This is a genomic window from Saccharopolyspora halophila, from assembly GCF_039531955.1.
Classification (GTDB): Bacteria; Actinomycetota; Actinomycetes; order Mycobacteriales; family Pseudonocardiaceae; genus Saccharopolyspora; species Saccharopolyspora halophila.
In genome coordinates, this window is record NZ_BAAARA010000002.1 from 207,180 (window position 1) to 226,034 (window position 18,855).

The following is an 18,855-nucleotide window of genomic DNA, read 5'->3' on the forward strand; positions in this document are numbered from 1 at the left end:
GGGCACGCGGCGCCATCGCGAACGCCGCCCACACGGCGTCCCCGCGAACGGCCCACTGTGCCGCATCACCTGGCGAGGACATCTATGCCGAAGTCCAAGGTCCGCAAGAAGGACACCTCCGCCCCGGTCGCCGACCGCCGCACGCCGGTGAAGGCGCAGGCCGTCGGTCCATCGCACCCGCTCTACGTCGCCGTGATGCTCGGCTTCATGATCCTCGGGCTGCTGTGGTTGGTCACCAACTACATCGCTGGAGACAAGATCGGCTTCATGGCTGACCTGGGTGGGTGGAATTTCGCCGTCGGCTTCGCGTTGATGATCATCGGGCTCCTGATGACCATGCGCTGGCGCTGAGCCGACCGCGCGGACCAGCACGAATACTGTTCCGATACGCCCTGGCCCGGGGGTCCGCAACTCGAGATCCCGGTACGGCGCCAAGGCGGTGTCGGTTCGTGATCGAGCTCCGGAGGGCCGACCCTTCGGGGCTCACTCATCCCATCGGCCGCTTGACAGGCGGTCACCGAACCACACATGTGTAACTAGTCCCCAGTGGGGATAAGTCCTGTGGATAACTCCTCGATAGCGGGTGGATGACAGTGGACGCGGATCCTGGACCGACCTGCTGGGCACCCGCGAAGGGCCTGGTCGCGTGCGGCTGGGCGCTCGCAGCGGGCGCCGCGGGCTGGCTCGTCCTCGCCGACGCCCCGGCGGACCGGTTGTTCGTCGCGGTGCTGCTCGTGGCCCTGGTCGCCGCCTCGGCGTACGGCTCCCTGATCCGCCCGCGGCTGCTCGCGGACAGCACCGGTCTGACTGTTCGCACCCTCACCGGCAGCAGGCACTTCGGCTGGCCGCAGGTCACCGTCCGGGTCCGCGAACACCGCCACTTCGGCCGCACCAACGCGGGCCTGGAGATCGACGCCGACCAGCACCTGATAGTGCTCGGCAGGCTCGACCTCGGTACCGACCCCTACGAGGTCGCCTTCCAGCTGCACGACCTCAAGCCGTAGCGGCGTTCCCGGCGCGCCGCCCCCGCACGATGATCGGGCCCGGCGCGCGAGCTCGGCTCAGCGCGGCATGGTGCACCTGGTCTGCATCCCGCTGCCGAAGCACGAGATGTCGCCGAACTGCACGTCCCGGGTGATGATCACGGCGATCAGCACCACGAGCAGCCCGACGAGCGCACCGGCCTGCACGAGGTTCCGGTTCTGCCGCGGCGCGTAGACCAGCGCCGCCGTGGCGGCGACGCCCAGCACCAGGCCGCCCAGGTGCCCGAGCAGCGAGATGGCGGGGATGCTGATGCTCAGCACGATGTTCAGGCCGATCACGATCAGCACCGGGCGCAGGCTCACCTTGAGCCGCAGCGCCGCGATCGCGATCCCGCCCATCAGCCCGTAGACGGCTCCGGAGGCACCGGCGACCGGGGCATCGGCCGCGCCGAAGAGGAACACGGCGACGCTGCCGCCCAGCAGCGAGAGCCCGTAGACCGCGATGAACCGGGAGCGGCCGAGCAGCAGCTCCAGGTCCCGGCCGATCACCCACAGCGCGATCATGTTCATCGCGAGGTGCAGGAAGCCGATGTGCAGGAAGCCGGAGCTCAGCAACCGCCACCACTCGCCGGCGGCGACCGTGATCGGCAGCATCGAGAAGTCGGCGAACAGCGCGGAACTGAAGTTGCGCATGCTGCCCGCTTGCAGCGCGGTGATCGCGAAGATCACCACGTTGACCGCGATGAGCGCCGGAACGAGGATCGGCTTCTCGCGCAGCCGGGCACCCGCGACCGTCGTGGGTCGCCGGGTGGTGCTCTCGGCCTTGGCGATGCAGTCGACGCACTGCATGCCGACGGAGGCATCGCGCAGGCAATCCGGACACGCGGGCCGGTCGCACCGGACGCAGCGCAGCCCGGTCGGGCGATCGGGGTGCCGCACGCAGCCGGGAAGCTGCGCCGGCGCCCCGTCCGCGCCGGGTTGAGATCCGGGGGGCACAGTCATTCTGGTTACCTCCCGGGCGGCGTCAGCCGCGCTCGATCGAAACCTTCTCGATGACGATGTCGTTGACCGGGCGGTCGTTGCGACCGGTCGGAGTCGTGGCGATCGTGTCCACCACGTCCCGCGATTCCTGGTCGGCGACCTCGCCGAAGATGGTGTGCTTGTAGTTCAGCCAGCTCGTCGCCGCGACGGTGATGAAGAACTGCGAGCCGTTGGTGTTCGGCCCCGCGTTGGCCATCGCCAGCAGGTAAGGCCGGTTGAACTGCAGCTCCGGGTGGAACTCGTCGGCGAACTGGTAGCCGGGGCCACCCCGTCCGGTGCCGGTCGGGTCACCCGTCTGGCACATGAAGCCGTCGATCACGCGGTGGAAGATGACACCGTCGTAGAACGGCCCGGAACGTTCACCCTTGGCGTTCGGCTCGGAGTATTCCTTGGTTCCTTCCGCAAGGCCCACGAAGTTGGCCACGGTCTTGGGCGCCTGGTCGGGGAACAGGTTGATCCGGATGTCGCCCTGCGAAGTGTGCAGGGTCGCGGTCACCGTCGTCCCAACGAGCGATCCGTTGTCTTCAGCCACCCCATCATCCTGCCATCGAGCGCGCTGAACTTTCTGTCTGGGTGCAGTATGGGTTGATCCACCCCTTCTGGGGCGCTCCTCGCGCGTGTGCGCGAACGCCACTCGAGGTCGACCCGCACAGCCGGGCCAGGGAGGCACCGAATGGATGAAGTGAAGGCGATGACCAAAGCCGGCGAAAGCATGGGAAAGACAGTGGGCACGGGGGTCCGCTCGGCCCGCCACGGCGCGGCCCGGGCCGGTGAGGCCTGCGGAACCGTCACCAAGCAGGCCGCCGCGTTGGCCGAACGGGAACTGGCCAATCGCGGTGTCGACACCGACGAGCTGCAGGAGAGGCTGGCCCAGCGCGCCACCGGCATGTCCCGCAAGCAGCTGGCCAAGCGCACCAAGAAGGCCCGCAAGAAGTGGGACAAGCGCACCGCGAAGTCCCGCAAGCAGTGGGCGGAGAACGCCGCCGCCGCTCGCAAGGAGCTGGCGGCCCGGATCGATCCCGAGCCGAAGAAGCGGCGCAAGTGGCCCTGGGCGCTGCTGGTGCTGGCCGCGCTGGGCGCGGCCGCTGCCGTGGCGGTGGCGCTGACCCGGCGCCCGGAGGAGATCCCGATCGCCGATGCCGACGACCGGGATCCGTACCCGAAGCCGGCTCCCCGGCACCGCCTGCAGGAGGACGACTCCCCCGTCCCGGCCCAGACGGACGGGCACCCGCCCAGCAGCAAGCCGACGGAGAACCCCAACCACTGACCCTCGAGCAGAAGAGGCCGGGGCCGACGGGCCCGGCCTCTTCTACGTCTCCCACCCGTAACCCGCACCAAGAGCACGAGCGCAACCGTCGGAGCCCCACGGATCAAACCGATGAACTGCGAAAACGCGTGCCTCGAACGAGAGACAAGCGATCACTATTAATAGTCAGAGCAATCACTGACCATCACCAACAGTTAAAACCACGAATAACCCGCGCTCAGCCACGGCGAGGCGGCTCGGAGAGCGAGCGGCACTGCTCCGAGGGCGAGCCCCGAGGCTGGTCCGAGAGCAGACCGAGCGAGCCCCGAGGCAAGCAGCCAACGAAACCCAACCACCGCACCGCAGCGGGCTTGGAGGAGTCACTCCCCCAACCATGATGACGGAGCGACAAAAGCGAAAACGCCCCGCGTTGAAGCAGGGCGTCACAGTCGCGAAGTGGAGACGAGGGGAATCGAACCCCTAACCCCCGCCTTGCAAAGGCGGTGCTCTGCCAATTGAGCTACGTCCCCGGGTCCGGGTCGGCTCTGACGAGCCGGGTCAGGCGGCCCCCCTCGCGGGCTCAGGCCTCGGCCGTGGCCTCGCGCCAGAGGTCGGCCTCGGCCTTGGCGGCCTTGTTCCGGCGAACCACGAAGAGAACAACACCGGCAACTGCGACGAGCGCGAGCAGCTTCTTCATTCCGGTCGCCTCCTAATCGGGCACGCAGCCCGTGTGTTCAAGAGCTGGGGAAATCGGGAAGAAATTCCCAGTGGGCCTAGGGGGACTTGAACCTCCGACCTCTTCATTATCAGTGAAGCGCTCTAACCGCCTGAGCTATAGGCCCTTATTGCGTTGTGCTGAAAAGACTACAGGACGGTCATCCCCGCCCGAACAGGGGGGTCCAGGTCGGGCCGGCCCGCGGCGGTCCGGCCCGACCTGGACGGACGGACCGGACCACCCCGTTGCCGGGTCCGCACGGCCTCACTCGCGCTCGGAGAGCGTGACCTCGATGCCGCCGGCGAAGTCGGCCGCCACGTTGTAGATGAACGCGGCGACCGTGGCCAGCGCGGTGATCAGCACGATGTTGATCGCACCGATGATCGAGGCGACGCCGAACACGCGACCAGCGCTGATCAGCGGCTCGGTGGCCGCGTCATCGGGCTGGGTGAGCTCGGTGAACGTGCCGTTGAGCGAGTCCCACACGCCCATGCCGTCGAGCACCCCGTAGAGCACGGCCACGGCGATCATCCAGATGAAGAACAGCGCGACCGACAGCACCAGCGCGAGCTTGAGCACCGACCACGGATCGAGCCGTTTGACCTGCAGGCTCGCCCGTCGCGGGCCGCGGCTCGGCCGCCGCGCCGAGGTCGCGTTGGGCGTGCTGCCGCGCGCGGAGCCCGCCGCACCGCCGGCACCGGCACCTGCTCCCGCACCGGCGCCGGTGAACGAGACCTGGGTGCGCTCGGCGCCCATGCCGGCCAGCGGGGTGCGCACGGTGTCCTGCTCGGCCGTCGCCTTGGGGATCGTCTGGGTCTCCTCGGCACCACCGCCTGCCGTGCCGTCCGCCGAGCCGGTAGCGGACGTCTCGGCCTCCGAGGCGGCCGTGGCCCGCTGCCACGGCGGCGGGGCCTCGGTCCCGCCGAGCGCCTCACCGCCGTCGTCGGCAGCCTGCGCCGAGGACGTGCCGGACTCCGCGGCCGCGTCCTCGGCGTTCTCGTGGGCTGTCTGGGTGCTGACCGAAGTCCGGTCCGCATCCTGCTGCTGCGGGTCCGAGGACTCCGGCTTCTCGGAACGTGTCACGAGCGATCCTTCGGTGATCGTCGGCGTCGATGTGCCCCGTGGTCGCCCACGGTTTTACTTCTGCTGCTCCGGCCCCGCAGCGTCCGGGTCGGCGGCCTCGTCGGCGTTGCGGGCGATGGCCACCAGCGAGGAACCCTCGTCGAGGTTCATCAGACGAACACCCTTCGTCTGCCTGCCGGCCTTTCGCACCTCCTTGGCGGTGGTCCGGATGACCCCGCCCCCGGAGGTGATCGCGTACAGCTCGTCGTCGAGTTCGGCGATGAGCGCAGCCACAAGCCTGCCACGCTTGTTGTCGTACTGAAGAGTCAGCACGCCCTTTCCACCCCGGCCCTGGACCGGATAGTCCTCGATCGGCGTCCGCTTGGCGTAACCACCGTCGGTGGCGACGAGGACATACCGGTCATCGCGGCACACACCCATCGCGAGCAGCTCGTCGCCCTGGTTGAACCGCATGCCGAGCACGCCGGAGGTGGCCCGGCCCATCGGCCGCAGCGCCTCGTCGGTGGCGTGGAACCGGATGGACTGCCCCTCTGCCGAAACCAGCAGCAGGTCGTCATCCGACGAGCACAGCACGGCGCCGACGAGCTCGTCGTCATCCTTGAGGTTGATGCAGATAAGTCCACCCGATCGATTGGAATCGAAATCGGTCAGACGGGACTTCTTGACCAGGCCGTTGCGCGTCGCCAGCACCAGGTACGGCGCCGCGGTGTAGTCCTTGATCTGCATGACCTGAGCGATCTGCTCGTCCGGCTGGAACGCCAGCAGGTTGGCCACGTGCTGCCCGCGGGCGGTGCGGTTGGCCTCCGGCAGCTCGTAGGCCTTGGCGCGGTAGACCCGGCCCTTGTTCGTGAAGAACAGGATCCAGTCGTGCGTCGAGCAGACGAAGAAGTGCGAGACGATGTCGTCCTGCTTCAGCGCCGCGCCCTGCACGCCCTTGCCGCCGCGCTTCTGCGCCCGGTACAGGTCCGTGCGGGTGCGCTTGGCGTACCCGGTGCGGGTGATCGTGACGACGACGTCCTCGTCGGCGATGAGGTCCTCCATGGAGACCTCGCCCTCGAACGGGACGATCTTGGTGCGCCGGTCCTCGCCGTGCTTGTCCACGATCGCGGCGAGCTCGTCGCGGATGATCGCGCGCTGGCGCTCCGGCTTCTCCAGGATGTCCTTGAGGTCCTCGATCTCGCGCTCGATCTCGGCCAGCTGGTCGATGATCTTCTGGCGCTCCATCGCGGCCAGCCTGCGCAGCTGCATCTCGAGGATCGCGTTGGCCTGGATCTCGTCGATGTCCAGCAGCCCGATCAGACCGGTGCGCGCCTCGTCCACCGTCGGCGACTGCCGGATCAGCGCGATGACGTCGTCCAGGGCGTCCAGCGCCTTGGCCAGACCGCGCAGGACGTGCGCCCGCTCCTCGGCCTTGCGCAGCCGGTACTTCGTCCGGCGGACGATGACGTCGATCTGGTGCTTGACGTAGTACCGGATCGTCTGGTCCAGCCGCAGCGTGCGCGGCACGCCGTCGACCAGCGCCAGCATGTTCACGCCGAAGGTGGTCTGCAGCTGGGTGTGCTTGTAGAGGTTGTTGAGCACGACCTTCGGGATCGCGTCCCGCTTGAGCGTGACCACGATCCGCATCCCGCGCCGGGAGTTCGACTCGTCGGCGATGTCCGAGATGCCGGAGATCTTGCCCTCGCGGTGCATCGTCGCGATGTTCTCGATGAGGTTGTCCGGGTTGACCTGGTACGGCAGCTCGGTGACGACCAGGATCGTGCGGCCCTTGTTGTCCTCTTCGACGTTGACGACGGCGCGCATCTTCACCGAGCCGCGGCCGGTGCGGTAGGCGTCCGCGATCGCGTTGTTGCCCAGGATCAGACCGCGGGTCGGGAAGTCCGGGCCCTTGATCCGCTGCATCAGCGCTTCGAGCAGCTCGTCGTCCTCGGCCTCGGGGTTGTCCAGCAGCCAGTTGACCCCGTCGGCGACCTCGCGCAGGTTGTGCGGCGGGATGTTGGTCGCCATCCCGACCGCGATGCCGCCACCGCCGTTGACCAGCAGGTTCGGGAAGCGCGACGGGAGCACGTCGGGCTCCTGGGTGCGGCCGTCGTAGTTGTCCGAGAACTCGACGGTGTCCTCTTCGATGTCGGCGAGCATGTGCGTCGACAACGGGTCGAGCCTGCACTCGGTGTAGCGCATGGCCGCGGCCGGGTCGTTGCCCGGCGAGCCGAAGTTGCCCTGACCGTCGATGAGCGGGTGGCGCATCGACCACGGCTGCGCGAGGCGCACCAGCGTGTCGTAGATCGCCGAGTCACCGTGCGGGTGATAGTTACCCATCACCTCGCCGACCACGCGAGAGCACTTCACGTACCCGCGGTCCGAGCGGAATCCCGCGTCGTGCATCGCGTAGAGCACGCGGCGGTGCACCGGCTTGAGGCCGTCCCGCACGTCCGGCAGGGCGCGCGAGACGATGACGCTCATCGCGTAGTTGATGTAGGAGTTCTGCATCTCCTGCTGGAGTTCGACCGGTTCGATCCGGCCGTGTTCCGGCGGCAGGATTTCAGTCATGCTGGTCCTTTGCTTCCTTCGAAGTCCGGGTGATTACCTGCGCGCCGGCGTCACACGTCGAGCATGCCGGCATCCTTGGCGTTGCGGGTGATGAACGAGCGCCGCGCCTCGACGTCCTCGCCCATCAGGACGCTGAACAGCTCGTCGGCGGTGGCGGCGTCGTCCAGCGACACCTGCATCAGCAGCCGGGTCGACGGGTTCATGGTGGTCTCCCAGAGCTCTTCCGGGTTCATCTCGCCAAGGCCCTTGTAGCGCTGGATTCCGTCGTCCTTGGGCAGCTTGCGGCCCTCGGCGGCACCGCGCTCCAGGAGCGCGTCGCGCTCCTTGTCGCTGTAGACGTAGTCGGGCTCCGCGCGCGGCCACTTGATCTTGTACAGCGGCGGCTGCGCCAGGTAGACGTGCCCGGCCTCGATCAGCGGGCGCATGAAGCGAAACAGCAGCGTGAGCAGCAGCGTGCGGATGTGCTGGCCGTCGACGTCGGCGTCGGCCATGATCACGATCTTGTGGTACCGCAGCTTCGAGAGGTCGAACTCGTCGTGGATGCCGGTGCCCAGCGCGGTGATGATCGACTGGACCTCGTTGTTCTTGAGGACCTTGTCGATCCGCGCCTTCTCCACGTTGATGATCTTGCCTCGGATCGGCAGGATCGCCTGGAAGCGCGACTCGCGGCCCTCCTTGGCCGAACCGCCCGCCGAGTCGCCCTCCACGACGTAGAGCTCGCACTCGTCCGGCTGGTTGGACTGGCAGTCCTTGAGCTTGCCGGGCAGGCCGCCGATGTCCATCGCGCTCTTGCGACGGACCAGCTCCTTGGCCTTGCGCGCGGCCATCCGCGCCTGCGCCGAGGAGACCGCCTTGTTCACGATCGTCTTGGCCTCGGCCGGGTTGCGGTCGAACCAGTCGGTCAGCCACTCGAAGGCGGTCGTCTGCACGAACGACTTGACCTCGGTGTTGCCCAGCTTGGTCTTGGTCTGCCCCTCGAACTGCGGCTCGGAGACCTTCACCGACACGATCGCGGCCAGGCCCTCGCGGACGTCGTCACCGGTGAGGCTGCCGTCCTTGTCCTTGAGGAGCTTCTTGTCCTTGGCGTAGGCGTTGACCACGCGGGTCAGCGCGGAGCGGAAGCCCTCCTCGTGGGTACCGCCCTCGTGGGTGTTGATCGTGTTGGCGAAGGTGTACACCGACTGGTTGAAGCCGGAGTTCCACTGCATCGCGACTTCCAGGTCGTGACCCTCGCCGGAGGCGTTGAACGACACCACCCGCTGGTGGATCGGCTCCTTGGTGCTGTTGATGTGCTTGACGAAGTCCTCGAGCCCACCCGGGTAGTGGAAGGTGCGCTCCTTCGGCCGGGCGGCCTCCTCGCCGTCGATCTCGCCGTCCTCGCCGGTGGCGCGCTCGTCCCGCAGCGTGATGATCAGCCCCTTGTTCAGGAAGGCCATCTCCTGCAGGCGGCGCGCGATCGTCTCGGCGTTGTAGGTCGTGGTCTCGAAGATCGTCGGGTCGGCCCAGAAGGTGATCGTGGTACCGCTCCGGTCGGTCTTCTCGCCCTTCTCCACGTCGGCGACCGGTTTGGAGTCCTTGTAGCGCTGCCGCCAGACGTTGCCGTCCACGTGCACCTCGGCTTCCAGCGCCGTGGACAGGGCGTTGACCACCGACACACCGACGCCGTGCAGACCACCGGAGACCGCGTAGGAGTCGCCGCCGAACTTGCCGCCCGCGTGCAGCACGGTCAGAACGACCTCGAGGGTCGGCTTCTTCTCCACCGGGTGCAGGCCGACCGGGATGCCGCGGCCGTCATCGGTGACCCGCACGCCGCCGTCGGCCAGCAGCGTCACCTCGACCTTGGTCGCGTGGCCTGCCATCGCCTCGTCGACCGAGTTGTCCACGACCTCCTGCACCAGATGGTGCAGACCGCGCTCACCGGTCGACCCGATGTACATGCCCGGGCGCTTGCGGACGGCCTCAAGGCCCTCAAGAACGGTGATGGATGACGCGTTGTATTCACTCTTCTTCGGTGCCACGGGCCTCGATTTCTCCTAGAGCCGACTGTGCTGTCACGGTGATCGGTCGATGCCGGTTCGAACCTGTCTCCCGCACCGCGGACCACTTCGGGGCGACTCGTCTGCCGGCGCCGCACCCCGGGTGCACCCGACGCTGCGACCGGCCGCTCTCGACCGGGGCCGACCGCCGTCGCGGCCGGGTCGTGGGCGCGTCGGGCCACACCCTGTTCTGATTCTACTTGTCGCCCCGCACAGAAGCGGGGCAAGGACACCCCTGACTTGCTCACAGAGCCGAGAACTCGACTGAATCCACCATCGAGGAGCCGCGAACAGTTGCGGTGGGATCTCGGTGGCGATCCGCCGCCAGGGAGCGGATCAGCACCGCCGGGGCAATCCCGCCCCGCCGACCGACCGGGAAACCGGGACGGTCCGCATCCCGCAGATTACTAGCCGTAGGTGTCCCGGGGGCCACGTCCCGGCACGTGTCGCGGACCGTATCGCCAGCTCGGAGCGGCGGGGCCCTGCACCTTGATCCGCTTGACCACGTCGCGGCCCACCCCGTCGGCGATCCGCTTGAGGATCTGCCGCTGCAGCAGCCGCAGCTGCGTGGCCCAAGCCGTGGACTCCGCCTGCACGGTGAGCTCGCCGTCCTTGAGCGCGACCGGCTTGGTGTGCTCGGCCACCTCCTCGCCGACCAGCGCTCCCCACTTGGCGAAGACCTGACCGCCGGTGAGGTTCTCGGTCCACCCGCGGTCCTTGGCGATCCGCGAGGCGAGCTTGCCGAGCGGCTGCGGGTCGCGGTCGTCCGGCCCCGCGGCCGACCACCCGCGACGACGCCGGGTGCGCACCTTGCCCTGGGGCTTCGAGCCGCGCTGCTTGCGCTTCGCCGCGGACTGCTCGCGAGCGGCCTGCAGGGCCGCGCGGGCCAGGTCGGGGCCGCGCATCTCGCCGTCCTCGACGGGCTGCGGATCACCCGGCGAGGACCGGTTATCCACAGCCTTATCCCCAGATGTGGGGACATCCACAGGTTCATCCGCGGTGCCCGTCACCCTGGGTTCATCGTTTTGGCCGTCTGCGCCTCTCCCGGAACCCCCGTCCCGGGGTCCATCACTCGGCACGGTGGACCTCGCCTTCACGGACGTCGAAGCGAACACCGGTCAGCTCCTCCGGCACGTCCTCCGGCACGGCAGCGGTCACCAGGACCTGCTCGGCGTCGGCGACCAGTTCGGCCAGCCGGGCCCGGCGCCGCCGGTCGAGCTCGGCGAACACGTCGTCCAGGATCAACACCGGTTCGGCGCCATCATCGGTGAGCAGGTGGTAGGAGGCCAGCCGCAACGCCAGCACGAACGACCAGGACTCGCCGTGGCTGGCGTAGCCCTTGGTCGGCAGGTCCCCGAGCAGCAGCTCCAGGTCGTCGCGGTGCGGGCCCACCAGCGAGACCCCGCGCTCGATCTCCTGCGGGCGGACCTGCTCCAGCTCGGCCAGCAGCGCCGACTCCAGCGCCGCGACCATCTCGTCGTGCGCGGGCTGCTCCCGGCCTGGCTCCCCGTAACCGGCGGGCAGCGACTCGCCGAGACTGCTGCGGTAGCGCAGGTCGGCCACCCGCCCGGATGGCGCGGTGGCCTCATCGGTCGCGGCGACGCTGGCGTACGCCCTGGTCACGTGCGGTCCGAGAGCCGACACCAGGGCGAGCCGCCCGGCCAGCAGCTCGGCGCCGAAGCGCGCCAGATGCCCGTCCCAGACCTCCAGGGTCCGCACATCGGCCTTGCCGCCGCCCTTGCGCGCGGCACCTGCCGACTTCAGCAGGGCGCTGCGCTGGCGCAGCACCCGCTCGTAGTCCGAGCGCACCCCCGCGTACTTGGGCGAACGGGCGACCAGCAGCTCGTCCATGAACCGGCGGCGTTCGCCCGGGTCACCGCGCACGATGGAGAGGTCTTCCGGCGCGAACAGCACGGTGCGCAGGATCCCCAGCACGTCGCGCGGCTTACCGGCCGCGCCGCGGTTGATCCGGGCGCGGTTGGCCTTGCCCGCGGTGATCTCGAGCTCCACCAGCAGCTCGCGGCCGCCGTTGACCACCGCGGCGCGCACCACTGCCCGGTTCGCACCGTCCCGGACCAGCGGCGCATCGCTGGAGACCCGGTGCGAACCCAGCGTCGCGACGTAGCCGATCGCCTCGACCAGGTTCGTCTTGCCCTGGCCGTTCGCCCCGACCAGCACGGTGATCCCCGGGTCCAGCGACAGGTCGGCGTGCGACCAGGACCGGAAGTCGTTCACCTGCAAATGACGCACGTACACGGCAGTCCAACCTAGTGGTCGCCAAGATCCGATTTCGTGGCGCCCGCCCGGGTCCGGCCCGACCTGCGATGGGGGTGACCGGTCCGAAACCGATCACCCCCGATGGCGGTATGCGGCGGCAGCCGCCGTCTCAAGTGCGGGGCTCAGCTCGCACCGCCGGGGGTTCTGACGCGTCGTGTGGCGAGGACAGCCGTGACGCCGCTTGTGGCTACTCAAGGAGCGGATCCCGCAGCCACGCGACGCGTCAGGTTCCCCTACCTGCACCGCCCCGCAAGCCCCACACAGAAAAAGTCCCTCAGTCGGACTTCTGCACGGAGTGACCGCCGAACTGGTTGCGCAGCGCGGCGACGGCCTTCATCGCCGGGGAGTCGTCCTGCCGGGAGGCGAAGCGCGCGAACAGCGCGGCGGTCATGACCGGGGCCGGGACCGAGTTGTTGATCGACTCCTCGATGGTCCAGCGGCCCTCGCCGGAGTCCTGCACGTAGCCGCGCAGCTCGGAGAGCTCCGGGTCCTCCTCCAGCGCCCGGACCAGCAGGTCCAGCAGCCAGGAGCGCACGACCGTGCCGCGGCTCCACGCCTTGATCGTGGCAGGCACGTCGGTGACCACCCCGGAGGCGTCCAGCAGCTCGAAGCCCTCGGCGTAGGCCTGCATCAGGCCGTACTCGATGCCGTTGTGCACCATCTTCGCGTAGTGCCCGGCACCGACCGGTCCGGAGTGCGCGAAGCCCTCCTCGCGAGGTCCCTCCGGGCGCAGCGCGTCGAAGATCGGCATGGCCCGCTCGATGTCCTCGGTGTCACCGCCGGCCATCAGGCCGTACCCGTTCGTGGCACCCCAGACGCCGCCGGAGACGCCGACATCGACGTACTTGATGCCGTTCTCCGCGAGCAGCGCCGCGTTCGACTGGTCGTCGGTGAACCGCGAGTTGCCGCCCTCGATCACCAGGTCACCCGCCGACAGCAGGCCGGACAGCTCCTCGACGGTCTGCCGGGTCGGGTCACCGTGCGGAACCATGATCCACACGACGCGCGGACCGGACAGCTTCTCGACCAGCTCCGCGATCGACGCGACATCGCTGACGTCGGCGTTGCGGTCGTAGCCGACCACCTCGTGGCCGGCGGCCCGCAGCCGCTCGCGCATGTTGAAACCCATTCGGCCGAGGCCGACAAGCCCGAGTTGCACTGGAAATCCCCTATCCGAACAAATGTGTCGACTGCCGGGGTCGGCGCGCGGCCGGCCTCCTGGGGGCGATAGCTCGCCCGCTGAATCGATCTGACTTCGAGCCTAACCACCAAGGCCGGCAGCCGTCGGCTGGCGGTGGGCCGGATGTGACGCACCACCAGCCGAACCGGAATCAACCCGGGAGACGCACCGGCATCAGCAGGTAGAGGTAGCCCTCCTGAACGGTCCCGTCCTCACCGATCGGCTTGATCAACGCCGGGCGGTTGGAGGTGGTGAACTGCAGCTGCGCCCGGTCCGACTTGAGCGCGCCGAGCCCGTCCATCAGGTAGGTCGGGTTGAACGCGATGGTGAGCGGCTCGCCGGAGAGCTCGACCGGGAGCTCTTCCTCGGCGGAGCCCTCGTCGTCGCCACCGGCGGTCAGCCGCAGCAGGCGGTCGGAGAACTCCAGCCGCACCTGCGTGCCGCGCTCGGCGACCAGCGACACGCGCTTGATCGCCTCGGCCAGCGGAGCGACGTCGACGTCGGCGGTCACCGCGCTCTCGGAGGGCAGCAGCTGGCGGTACTTCGGGAACTCCGCGTCCAGCAGCCTGCTGGTGGTGCGCCGGGTGGAACCGGACAGGCCGATCAGGCCATCGCCCGCGGCCAGCGAGATCTCCACCTTGCTGCCGCCGACGCTGAGCGTCTTGGCGGAATCGGCGAGCGTCTTGGCCGGGACCAGCACCGAGGTGTCGGCGAGCGTCGTGCCCGGCTCCCAGGTGAACTCGCGCATCGCCAGCCGGAACCGGTCGGTGGCGACCATGGTCAGCTTGTCCGCGTTGATCTCCATCCGGATGCCGGTGAGCATCGGCAGCGTGTCGTCCTTGCCCGCCGCGACCGCGACCTGGCCGACCGCCTCGCTGAACAGATCACCGGGCACCGAGCCGACGTGGTCGGGCATCGCCGGCAGCGCCGGGTAGTCCTCGACCGGCATCGTCGGCAGGCTGAACTTCGAGCTGCCGCAGCTGATGCTGACCCGGGAGCCGTCCACGGTGAGTTCCACCGGGCGGTTGGGCAGCGCCTTGGTGATGTCGGCCAGCAGGCGTCCGGAGACCAGGGTCTTGCCGCTCGCGTCGATCGAAGCCTCGGTGGTGACCTGCGCCGAAACCTCGTAGTCGAAACCGGAGATGGTCAACGCCTCTCCGGAGCTCGCATCGAGCAGCACGCCGCCCAGCACCGGAACCGGTGGCCGCGACGGGAGGCTGCGCGCGACCCAGGCGACGGCGTCGGCCAGGCCGTCGCGCTCCACGCGGATCTTCATGGGTGTCCTTTCGGTTTCAGCCGTGGCTTGGCTGCCGAGAACTTGTCGAGCCGTGCGCGGCTGGAAGGTTCGATGGGCTTCGCGCCGAGGCGAAGCGTTCCGCGATGAACGCACCGAGCAAGGCGACCGAACCGGTGGTGCAGCAGATCGCCGGGCGAAGTTCACGGATGCGGTCCTCGCGGAAGTTCCACCGTAGAGCGTGCTCGTGGAGATCCGCATCCGGGTCCTGGCGTTCACCTGGCGGCTTCGAGGCGGTCGCCGGGAGGTTGTCCACTTGTCCACCGCCCCTCTTTCTTTTCTCTTCTCTTCTTTAAAGAGAGGAAATGAGCGCAGTAGTAGTAAGGGCTGTGAGTTGTGGGGACAAGTCCCCTTTTTGCTGGTCGTAGCGCCTCGTGCGGTGTGGACGACCACTGGAAGTAACCGGGGACTGCGACAGCCGGGTGGTGGACAACTTCTGACCCCCTTCGATCGCTCCACAGTCATCCCCAGTTGTCCACACTTCGATCCCCAGTTGTTCCCCGGGTTGTCCCGATCCCCCGTGGATTTGCACTTCTCCACCGGTCGGGTTGTGGGCAAGGTTGTGAGAGAGCTGTTGGCAACCCGGCGAAGCCATGTGGGCAGACGGGGGTGCAGATGTGCACAGCTTGTGGATGAATTGGGGAAATCTCCAGGTCAGCCCTGGGGATGGAGGTCGCTGTGGACATCTCCCCGCTGCGCGGTTTTTCTGCCGGGGAGATGAGGTGAAGCCCACCCGGGTGCGCAGAAAAGTTCGCCGCCGCCGCGGCCGCCAGCGGGTGCGAAGAGCGACGAATTGGCCACGAGGAGTGCTGATCGCGGGCCCGCGGGGCACCCGCTGCGGCCTCGCGGTCGGTTCGGGCGGGCGCGATGGCCCGTGCGGGGCTCGCGAATCTTTCTGATTTCGGGGGTTGGCCGGGCCGAGGTGGTCCAGCAGAAAGGTTCCGGGGTCGCGCTCGCGGGGTCCGATCCGCGCGGTGCGCCGCGCTGCGGCGCCCGCCGAGCGGTGGTTCACCCCGGCCGGATCGGCTCGGATCTTTCTGGTGGACCGGGTCGACGCGGGCGACCCCCGTTAGCAGAAAGATCGGGCGTTCGCCGCCCGGGCAATCACTCCAGGGGACTCAAAATCGGGCCGCAGCGGCCAAATGAGCGCCTCACCGGATAAAACCGCAGGTCAGAGGAGCGGCTAGCTGGCCGGTGAGGCCCGGGCATCGGCTCCTGCCGCGCGCAGGACCGCGCAGTGGCAGGGCGGAGCAACGGTTCCTCAGCGGGACTGCTGCTTGATGCGGGCGGTGAGTTCCTGGACGTGCTCGTAGACCCGGCGGCGTTCGGCCATCTCCTTGCGGATCTTCTTGTCCGCGTACATGACCGTGGTGTGGTCGCGACTGCCGAAGGACTGCCCGATCTTGGGCAGCGACGAATCGGTCAGCTCGCGGCACAGGTACATGGCGATCTGCCGGGCCTGGGCCAGCGCCTTGGTCTTGCCCGGTCCGCACAGGTCGTCCATGGTCACGCCGAAGTAGTCCGCGGTGACGGCCATGATGGTCGGCGCGGTGATCTCCGGCGTCTGCGAGTCCGGGATGAGATCGCGCAGCACGATCTCGGCCAGCTGCAGATCGACCGGTTGCCGGTTCAGCGAGGCGAAGGCCGTGACCCGGATCAGCGCGCCCTCGAGCTCGCGGATGTTGCGCTCGATGCGCGAGGCGATGAACTCCAGCACGTCGGCGGGCGCGTTCATCCGATCCTGGGCCGCCTTCTTGCGCAGGATCGCGATCCGGGTCTCCAGCTCGGGCGGCTGGATGTCGGTGATCAGACCCCACTCGAAGCGCGTGCGCAGCCGGTCCTCCAGCGTGCGCAACCCCTTCGGCGGGCGGTCCGAGGAGACCACGATCTGCTTGTTCGAGTTGTGCAGCGTGTTGAAGGTGTGGAAGAACTCCTCCTGAGTACCTTCCTTGCCCTCCAAGAACTGGATGTCATCGACCAGCAGCACGTCGACATCGCGGTAGCGGCGCTGGAAGGCCACCTGGCGGTCGTCGCGCAGCGAGTTGATGAAGTCGTTGGTGAACTCCTCGGTCGAGACGTAGCGGACCCGCATCCCGGGGAACAGCCGCTGCGTGTAGTGCCCGACCGCGTGCAGCAGGTGCGTCTTGCCGAGACCGGACTCGCCCCAGATGAACAGCGGGTTGTACGCCCGGGCGGGGGCCTCGGCCGCGGCGACCGCGGCGGCGTGCGCGAACCGGTTCGACGAGCCGATCACGAACGTGTCGAAGGTGTACTTCGAGTTGAGCCTGGTCTGCGAGGTCGGCGGCGCGTGCTTGGGCGCGGTGAACGGCTGCCCCTGCTGCTGCTCGACGGCCTGCGCGGAGTGCCCGGAGCGTCCGAAGGTCGGCCAGACGCCGTTGTCCTCGGGCTCGCCGGTGGCCTCGGAGCTCTCGGCCGCAGGCGCTTCGGCCTCGGCGGAAGCATCGGTCGCCTGCGCGCTCGGAGCCTCGTCCTGCTGCGGGGCCGGTTGGGCCGACTGCTCGGAAGACTGCTGCGGTTCCGGTTCGGCCGCGGGCTTCGGTGCTTCGCCGCCGGGCCACTTGAACTCGGTGGTCGGGAAGTCGACTCCCGACTGGGGCTCCGGCTTGGCGTGCTTCGGTTCGCCGGTCGGTGCGCTCGGGGCCGAGGACGGCGGAGCTGGTCCGGCGGAGGTCGATGCCCCGGGGCTCGGCCGCGGGGAGTTCGGCGGCGGGTCGCTCGGCACCACCGGGATCGACCCGGTGTGCGCGGTGTGCCCGAAGTTATCCCCAGATGTGCCGAAGCTGGGGATGGATACGTACGTGGCGGAGGACTGCTGCTGCTCGGCTTCGGCGGAAGCGCCGTTGCCCGCCTCCGGTGCGGGTGCGGCGACCGGGCGAGTCGGCGCGGGCACCGCGGTGTCCACCTTGACCGCCAGCGAGACCGTGCGCCCGAGCCTGCGGGACAGCGCGTCGGTGATCGGGTCGCGCAGCGCGCGCTCGATGGCTTCCTTGGCGAAATCGCTGGGAGCGGCCAGCAGTGCGGTCCCGTCGAGGAGACCGATTGGCCTGGTCACGCGCATCCACGCGCGCTGTTGCGGGGACAGGGTGCCGGAGGACAGCTCCTGCACCACCTCTTCCCAAACCCGACCGAGATCGGCTTGGTGGTCGGACACCGCCTTGCTCCCCTCCCCTCGCTGAATTCGTCCCCGGTTGCGGTCCCGAGGGTCAGCCCCCAAGGTTGCATGGGCAGCGGACGACGAGCACGGGACCAGCGTAGGCGACTCTGAGGACACACGTGTCCACAGAGTTGTCCACAACGTGTGTATGAAGGTACGGCAGGCCGCTTCGGTAGTTCCCCCTGGGGCCGGTGTACCAGCTGCGACCGAGGTCAGGCCCTCGACCAGACCGACGCTCCCACCCATCGGCCTGCGCCATCGCAGACAGGCACGCTAACAAGGAGCTGCCACGCCCACAACCAGATCCCGGAGGCTACCCGGTCGCCGCGGTGTGGGAGCCTGCGGGGGAACCGGAGATGCGGAAGCGAGCACCAGCAGCCCGTCGTCTCGGGACCGGCGCGGCGGTTCTCCCCGCGCCCGGGAGACACCACCGCCGCGCTCGCGCGGACTCGTTCGCACGCCGTTGCCGACCCCGGTTGTGCACCTGCCGTTGGCCCTGGCGTACCCTCGTACAGTCCCCCGTTCTGTGGAGCGGGCATGTCGCTGCGCCGACTTTTCGTACGGCCGGTGACCGCGGGTTCCCTCGACATGGTGGGCCCGACCCAGGGACATCCAGACCGAACCGTGGTTCTTTGTGGCCTCGGTGCCTGTAGTAACCGGGAGATCCGACCGTGAGCAAGGGCAAGCGCACTTTCCAGCCGAACAACCGCCGCCGTGCCAGGAAGCACGGGTTCCGGCTGCGCATGCGCACTCGCGCCGGCCGGGCCATCGTGGCCGCGCGCCGTCGCCGGGGCCGCGCGCAGCTGTCTGCCTGATCGCGTCCGGCTGTGCTTCCCGCGGCAGCCCGGCTGACCAAGAACCAGGAATTCCGCCTGGTGGTTCGTCGTGGCCGCCGAGCAGGACGATCCCGTCTGGTGGTCCACGCACTGCGTCCGGACCCGGCGATCGCGAGCTCGGCTGCAGCCGTCGGCGAAGCCTCGTCGGAAGTCGAACAGAACACGGCACCCACCCGGGAGTCGACAGGATCGACCCGGGTGGGTTTTGTCGTGAGCAAAGCCGTGGGTGTCGCGGTGGTCCGCCACCGGGTCGCCCGCAGGCTGCGGCACCTGATGCGCGACCGCCTGCCGAACCTGCCGGAAGGCACACTGGTGGTGGTGCGCGCACTGCCTGCGGCGGCCCACGCCGCCAGCGATGAGCTCGGTGCGGATCTCGACGGGGCGTTGCGCAAGCTGCGCATCCACCACCCCGACGGTCCGCCGGTCATCTCGAAGTAGT

The 18,855-nt window shown here is 68.8% G+C and carries 15 protein-coding genes, 2 tRNA genes and 1 pseudogene; 5 read left to right on the forward strand and 13 right to left on the reverse strand.

The window, feature by feature from the left end:
- The first annotated feature begins 84 nt into the window (after positions 1-84).
- A complete protein-coding gene (gene crgA, locus ABD289_RS03850; protein WP_344126559.1) occupies positions 85-351 on the forward strand; it encodes a cell division protein CrgA in 267 nt (88 codons plus the stop codon).
- 236 nt (positions 352-587) lie between these two features.
- Complete coding sequence (locus ABD289_RS03855) at positions 588-1,004, forward strand: PH domain-containing protein (RefSeq protein ID WP_344126561.1); 417 nt, start codon at positions 588-590, stop codon at positions 1,002-1,004.
- A gap of 57 nt (positions 1,005-1,061) precedes the next feature.
- Here the strand turns inward: ABD289_RS03855 and ABD289_RS03860 are convergent, their stop codons facing one another.
- Together ABD289_RS03860 and ABD289_RS03865 are read right to left on the reverse strand one after the other, a co-directional pair.
- A complete protein-coding gene (locus ABD289_RS03860; RefSeq protein ID WP_344126563.1) occupies positions 1,062-1,985 on the reverse strand; it encodes a rhomboid family intramembrane serine protease in 924 nt (307 codons plus the stop codon).
- A gap of 22 nt (positions 1,986-2,007) precedes the next feature.
- Positions 2,008-2,556 carry a peptidylprolyl isomerase gene (locus ABD289_RS03865; protein ID WP_344126566.1) on the reverse strand — a complete coding sequence of 183 codons (549 nt, stop codon included), beginning with the start codon at positions 2,554-2,556 and terminating at the stop codon, positions 2,008-2,010.
- Positions 2,557-2,697: 141 nt separating this feature from the next.
- Here ABD289_RS03865 and ABD289_RS03870 point away from each other — a divergent pair, with 141 nt between their 5' ends.
- Positions 2,698-3,291 (forward strand): hypothetical protein, encoded by a 594-nt coding sequence (locus tag ABD289_RS03870; protein ID WP_344126568.1) that lies wholly within the window; start codon positions 2,698-2,700, stop codon positions 3,289-3,291.
- A 436-nt stretch (positions 3,292-3,727) separates the two neighbouring features.
- Here the strand turns inward: ABD289_RS03870 and ABD289_RS03875 are convergent.
- From ABD289_RS03875 to dnaA, 11 genes and pseudogenes are all read right to left on the reverse strand, one after another.
- A tRNA-Ala gene (locus ABD289_RS03875) sits at positions 3,728-3,800 on the reverse strand.
- A 59-nt stretch (positions 3,801-3,859) separates the two neighbouring features.
- A pseudogene (locus tag ABD289_RS03880) lies at positions 3,860-3,967 on the reverse strand (DLW-39 family protein); the annotation flags it as partial.
- Between the two features lie 71 nt (positions 3,968-4,038).
- Positions 4,039-4,112: transfer RNA gene (locus tag ABD289_RS03885), tRNA-Ile, on the reverse strand.
- Positions 4,113-4,249: 137 nt separating this feature from the next.
- A complete protein-coding gene (locus ABD289_RS03890; protein WP_344126572.1) occupies positions 4,250-5,068 on the reverse strand; it encodes a DUF3566 domain-containing protein in 819 nt (272 codons plus the stop codon).
- Positions 5,069-5,122: 54 nt separating this feature from the next.
- Positions 5,123-7,618, reverse strand: coding sequence for a DNA gyrase subunit A (gene gyrA, locus ABD289_RS03895; RefSeq protein ID WP_344126574.1), 2,496 nt, complete (start codon positions 7,616-7,618; stop codon positions 5,123-5,125).
- A 50-nt stretch (positions 7,619-7,668) separates the two neighbouring features.
- Entirely contained in the window at positions 7,669-9,636 is a 1,968-nt protein-coding gene (gene gyrB, locus ABD289_RS03900) for a DNA topoisomerase (ATP-hydrolyzing) subunit B (RefSeq protein WP_344126576.1), read from the reverse strand.
- 425 nt (positions 9,637-10,061) lie between these two features.
- A complete protein-coding gene (locus ABD289_RS03905; RefSeq protein WP_344127133.1) occupies positions 10,062-10,559 on the reverse strand; it encodes a DciA family protein in 498 nt (165 codons plus the stop codon).
- Positions 10,560-10,722: 163 nt separating this feature from the next.
- A complete protein-coding gene (gene recF / locus ABD289_RS03910) occupies positions 10,723-11,910 on the reverse strand; it encodes a DNA replication/repair protein RecF (RefSeq protein WP_344126578.1) in 1,188 nt (395 codons plus the stop codon).
- A 295-nt stretch (positions 11,911-12,205) separates the two neighbouring features.
- Entirely contained in the window at positions 12,206-13,090 is an 885-nt protein-coding gene (gene gnd / locus ABD289_RS03915; protein ID WP_344126580.1) for a phosphogluconate dehydrogenase (NAD(+)-dependent, decarboxylating), read from the reverse strand.
- A 172-nt stretch (positions 13,091-13,262) separates the two neighbouring features.
- Positions 13,263-14,387: a DNA polymerase III subunit beta gene (dnaN, locus tag ABD289_RS03920; RefSeq protein WP_344126582.1), complete on the reverse strand. Its 1,125-nt coding sequence runs from the start codon at positions 14,385-14,387 to the stop codon at positions 13,263-13,265.
- A gap of 1,279 nt (positions 14,388-15,666) precedes the next feature.
- Positions 15,667-17,577, reverse strand: coding sequence for a chromosomal replication initiator protein DnaA (gene dnaA / locus ABD289_RS03925; RefSeq protein ID WP_344126584.1), 1,911 nt, complete (start codon positions 17,575-17,577; stop codon positions 15,667-15,669).
- Positions 17,578-18,251: 674 nt separating this feature from the next.
- On the opposite strand from dnaA, the gene rpmH reads away from it, so the two are divergent.
- Both rpmH and rnpA read left to right on the forward strand, forming a co-directional pair.
- A complete protein-coding gene (gene rpmH, locus ABD289_RS03930; RefSeq protein WP_125092573.1) occupies positions 18,252-18,395 on the forward strand; it encodes a 50S ribosomal protein L34 in 144 nt (47 codons plus the stop codon).
- Positions 18,396-18,407: 12 nt separating this feature from the next.
- Positions 18,408-18,854, forward strand: a complete 447-nt coding sequence (rnpA, locus tag ABD289_RS03935; protein WP_344126587.1) for a ribonuclease P protein component — start codon at positions 18,408-18,410, stop codon at positions 18,852-18,854.
- The last annotated feature ends 1 nt before the right edge of the window (position 18,855 follow it).

Coding starts and splice junctions, on each gene's coding strand:
- crgA (WP_344126559.1), top strand. CDS start 85: ATGCCGAAGTCCAAGGTCCGCAAGAAGGACACCTCCGCCCCGGTCGCC.
- ABD289_RS03855 (WP_344126561.1), top strand. CDS start 588: ATGACAGTGGACGCGGATCCTGGACCGACCTGCTGGGCACCCGCGAAG.
- ABD289_RS03860 (WP_344126563.1), bottom strand. CDS start 1,985: ATGACTGTGCCCCCCGGATCTCAACCCGGCGCGGACGGGGCGCCGGCG.
- ABD289_RS03870 (WP_344126568.1), top strand. CDS start 2,698: ATGGATGAAGTGAAGGCGATGACCAAAGCCGGCGAAAGCATGGGAAAG.
- gyrA (WP_344126574.1), bottom strand. CDS start 7,618: ATGACTGAAATCCTGCCGCCGGAACACGGCCGGATCGAACCGGTCGAA.
- ABD289_RS03905 (WP_344127133.1), bottom strand. CDS start 10,559: ATGCGCGGCCCCGACCTGGCCCGCGCGGCCCTGCAGGCCGCTCGCGAG.
- dnaN (WP_344126582.1), bottom strand. CDS start 14,387: ATGAAGATCCGCGTGGAGCGCGACGGCCTGGCCGACGCCGTCGCCTGG.